The organism is Bacteroidales bacterium (assembly GCA_026418905.1).
Classification (GTDB): domain Bacteria; phylum Bacteroidota; class Bacteroidia; order Bacteroidales; family DTU049; genus JAOAAK01.
The window spans coordinates 1-4,151 of record JAOAAK010000023.1 but is presented as its reverse complement, the minus strand read 5'-3'; the positions used below and the strand labels follow the sequence as shown (position 1 = coordinate 4,151).

4 protein-coding genes are annotated in these 4,151 nt (G+C 37.6%); 1 reads left to right on the top strand and 3 read right to left on the bottom strand.

Features of this window, described 5'->3' with window-relative positions; all coding sequences use genetic code 11:
- The first annotated feature begins 428 nt into the window (after positions 1-428).
- Positions 429-1,301 (top strand): cyanophycinase, encoded by an 873-nt coding sequence (locus tag N2Z72_04990; GenBank protein MCX7697034.1) that lies wholly within the window; start codon positions 429-431, stop codon positions 1,299-1,301.
- On the opposite strand, the gene N2Z72_04985 is transcribed toward N2Z72_04990, so the two are convergent.
- From N2Z72_04985 to N2Z72_04975, 3 genes are all read right to left on the bottom strand, one after another.
- Positions 1,279-2,058 carry a tetratricopeptide repeat protein gene (locus tag N2Z72_04985; GenBank protein ID MCX7697033.1) on the bottom strand — a complete coding sequence of 260 codons (780 nt, stop codon included), beginning with the start codon at positions 2,056-2,058 and terminating at the stop codon, positions 1,279-1,281. The two genes, N2Z72_04990 and N2Z72_04985, sit on opposite strands and share 23 nt — an antisense overlap.
- Complete coding sequence (locus tag N2Z72_04980) at positions 2,051-3,946, bottom strand: BatD family protein (GenBank protein MCX7697032.1); 1,896 nt, start codon at positions 3,944-3,946, stop codon at positions 2,051-2,053. The genes N2Z72_04985 and N2Z72_04980 overlap by 8 nt, the downstream gene beginning before the upstream one ends.
- On the bottom strand, positions 3,924-4,151 hold a 228-nt coding region (locus N2Z72_04975), incomplete at its 5' end, for a hypothetical protein (protein MCX7697031.1). The genes N2Z72_04980 and N2Z72_04975, both read right to left, overlap by 23 nt.

The following is a 4,151-nucleotide window of genomic DNA, read 5'->3' as shown; positions in this document are numbered from 1 at the left end:
CTTTTACCTGTTGCAAATATAGTCAAGGAACTTTCTTGATAGCGAATCACAACCTTTCTCTCATCAATTGGATTGGGATGAGGCCTGTTGCAAATATAGTCAAAGAACTTTCTTGATAGCGAATCACAACTGCAGCATCTGAGTATTCACCAAACGGCAACCTGTTGCAAATATAGTCAAAGAACTTTCTTGATAGCGAATTTATGAATAAAATATTGCAGAAATGTTGCCAAAAACAATTGATGGACGATTCATTTAGAAATGGATCAGCATCAAATTAAAAATAAGGATAAAACTTTTATCCAACCACTATGTGGTTTTATTGTAGCTAAGTCTTTGTTTAGCTAAAAATTTGCTTCAAATGTTTAAAAAATTAAAGGTCTATCAAATATTAAATCTTCTATTTTTGTGGCGTCAAAGAAGGACGTATGTTGAAAAATTTTTCTTTATTCCTGACTGAACGTAAGCACAAACGAGGCACGTTGGTGTTGATAGGCGGAGCCGAAGACAGACAAAATAAAAAAATGATTTTAAACGAACTAATCCGACGAACCCAACCTGAACGAATGGCTGTAATTCCAGCTGCTTCGAGCTATGGCTACTCCCTCGGAAGAGATTATCAAGATATTTTCATAGACTTGGGTGTACCGCATGTCGCTGTGCTCGATATGAAAGATCCAGTTGATGCCGAACAAAGTTCATACATCAACGAATTGTTGAACACTAACCTTGTTTTCTTTACAGGAGGCGATCAGGTCAGACTTTTTAACATCATCGGAAACACTAGCGTACATCGCATCATTAAAAATAGATTTTTTAACGATGGCCTGCATGTGGCTGGAACCTCTGCAGGAGCTGCCGTCATGTCTAATCCCATGATTTATGATGGTAATCAGCTGGGTTTGGTCAAAGGAAGAGTTCAATTTGCTGAAGGACTGGGACTGGTGAACTTTACCGTAGATACCCATTTCATCTCCCGCGGACGACTGGGTAGACTTACACAATTCCTTTGCACGGGCATCAGCCAGTTCGGTATTGGTATTGGCGAAGATACAGCTCTTTTCATCCACCCTGATCAAATAGCCGAAGTCATTGGATCCGGCATGATTACAGTCGTTCGAACTAACCACCTAACCTACAACAACTATCATCAAATTCCTGACAACACCCCTATTACCATTGATGGTATTCAAGTGGGTTTCCTCCAACATGGAACAACCTTTAACCTCCAAACATGGACTGTCGTAAAAGCTGAACCAGTAACGCTCGATCCTCAACTCATTGAGGAATTGGAACAATAGACCTTAACAATAAAAGATTCCCCTTCTTAATCCAACCTTTCATTCCATCAGGGGTTTCAATATAATAAAAATTATCTTTTTCTTTAAGAATTCTAACCTTTAAACCAGGCTTTACATTGCCAATGGCAATTGCATCCTCAATTGGTTCACTTTTTAAAACCAGTGTATTATCCACTACAAATCCATATGAATTACGATATATCTGACGATAACCATATCCTGTCATAACCAACGATACGACCCAGAAAAAAAACAAAAGAAAAGAAATCAAAAAGAACAAACGCCTCAGTCCCTTACTTTGAGAAAAGAAAAAAATTAAAAAGAAAATCGAAACAAGTACGAAAAACACTACAGAAATAATAGCCCATGCCTTCAACGGCAAAAGCTCGTATGACTTCTTTAAAATTACCGTTGTGAGATATGGTGGTTTGCTGGTCTTATCGGAAAAAAGTTGTTTCTGTACCATGTCATAATTGTAACGGGCGTCTGAAAAAGAAGCATCCCACAGAAGAGCTTTTTCATAACACCAAAGAGCACGCGGGTAGTCTTTCATACGATAATATGCATTGCCCAAATTGTAATACAGTTGACTACTTCCATACCCCATTTGAAGCACATGAATAAATTTTTCTATAGCAACATCATATTTTTTCCCAGCATAAGCAGCTATACCAGAATCCACTAGTTTTACAGGATCAGAAGCCCATGCCAAAAACCACCACGTTGTTAAAGTAGCGAAATACTTGATTCTATTCATAACGCCTATTGAAAATGATTTTTACAATAAGATTAGAAGCTTTGTCGTAAATATCACGCATCTTAGGTTTTTGAGAAACCGGAGCAAACCGGAAAAAATCCACCTCCTCGAGCAATTGCATAAAATTATCCACAATGGGAATAGGAATTTGATGGTCGATTAAAGTTTTTCGAGCAGTGTCGCGGTTAAGTTCCATCATGGGCATTTTAAATTTCTCAAGAATGAACATCCACAGCGTTTCAGCAATTGTATCAAGAAATTCGTTTTCGCGGTTAGCAAGCATCCATTTTTCAGCCATTTTCAGCCGTTTTCGGGCAAGCTTTTGAGCCTGCCTCATTCGATAATCCGCTACGTTTTGCATCAACGCTATTCGTTTTCGATAAATGAAAAGCGTGGCTGCAACAATCAACAAAACAAGTCCATGTATTCCCCAATAAGCCCATGAAAAAGCAAATTGCTTGGAAAACATGAACAACTTAATAGGCTCGGAAATTCCACGAATGTCTTCCTGAAATTTTTTTTCAGCTAAAACTTGCTGATCCGCTGGTCCTTGTATGATGGTTAAAGGTAAGGCCTGGAAAGTAATGCTATCGTATTGTTTTCGCACAGGATCAAAATAATAAAAAGGATTCAAATGCAAAGTTGTTTTTCCCGAAAAATTAGGCTGGAAAAGATAAGTAAAGGTTTTTATTCCTTCAACACCTGAAGAGGTCTTGTTTAAATCAAGTGATATATCCGGTTCAAAAACTTGAATCGAATCGTCCTGATCAAAAGGACTATATTGAATGAGTGGTAAATTACCTTTTCCACGAATGGTAATTTTTAAAGTCCCAACGTCACCACTTTTGATCACGTTATTGTCGAGAGAGGCTTCGGCCGTAAACTGACCAACAGCACCGTTAAAGTTGGTGGGTTTACCTTTACTTGGTAGTGGTAAAATATCAAGAGATAGCGTATTACTTTGAAGTTTAATTTTTTCCAGTCGAAAATTTTTAAAAGAACTAAATGGGTCGAAATTAAAGTTGAAAGGATCTTTGAAAAATTGGTCAAAAAGAGAAAAAGGATCGTATTGCTTTTGGTCGTAGATTTTGATGACTGCCTCAAGTTCTGTGAATGGAATTACCAGTTTTCCAGCAGTTTGTGGAAAAATAGCTATTTTTCTAATCTCCCCGACAAGGTAAGTTTTATTGCCTATCGTCTCATTCCACGTTTTTACAGAAGATTTTGGATTAAGAAGCTCCTCAGACCATGCATTGGGAACAACCGGAAGTTTGTCTAGGGTGTATTCTTCAACATCGTAAAGAGTATACATGAGCAAACTAACGATAATTTGTTCACCAACATAGGCGGAGTTTTTATTTGCTACCAATCGCAGAAATATATCGGAATGCATACTAGATTGAGAAGATCGAGATGATGATTGTTGATTTGAAGAAGCATAAGTTGTAGACGGAGGGGGGGTTGTCCCTTTAGATGGTGCTCCTTTACTAGTGACTTGAATGGTCAGAGCATTCGATTCATACCATTTTCCATTTACCTTAATACGAGCAGGTGGTATGGTGAATGTTCCAACTTGGGTTGGAACAAGCACAAAAATCCATTTACTTTCTCCTTGATCGTTGTTAACAACCTGATTATTAATAATAATAGTCATACCACCAGTCCCAGTGATAGATTGCTGGCTAATGATCCGAAATGTAGAAAAATCAGGACGTTGGAAAGATTCAACATTGCCTTTTTTTAGTACATATGTAATAGTGACTTTGCCATTAAGGGGAATGGATTGATAGTCGGCATAGGCTTTAAAATCTACCTGACAGAATGTCAGGTATGCAGACAAAAAAGGAAAAAGAAAGGCCCATAATTTACCAATCTTTATAACCACCATATCCTTTCTTTGTATCATTATTATCTTCATTCCTCTTGAATTTGAGGGATGATTGAACCTTTTGCTGGATGTTTTTCTCTTGTGTTCGCAAACCTTGCAACAATTGTTCCAATTGTTTATCGTTCATGGGCTGATTGGTTTGAGGAGTTTGTTGATTTTCATTGTTGCCTCGACTCTCATTGTTTTGTTGATTATTTTGATTGTT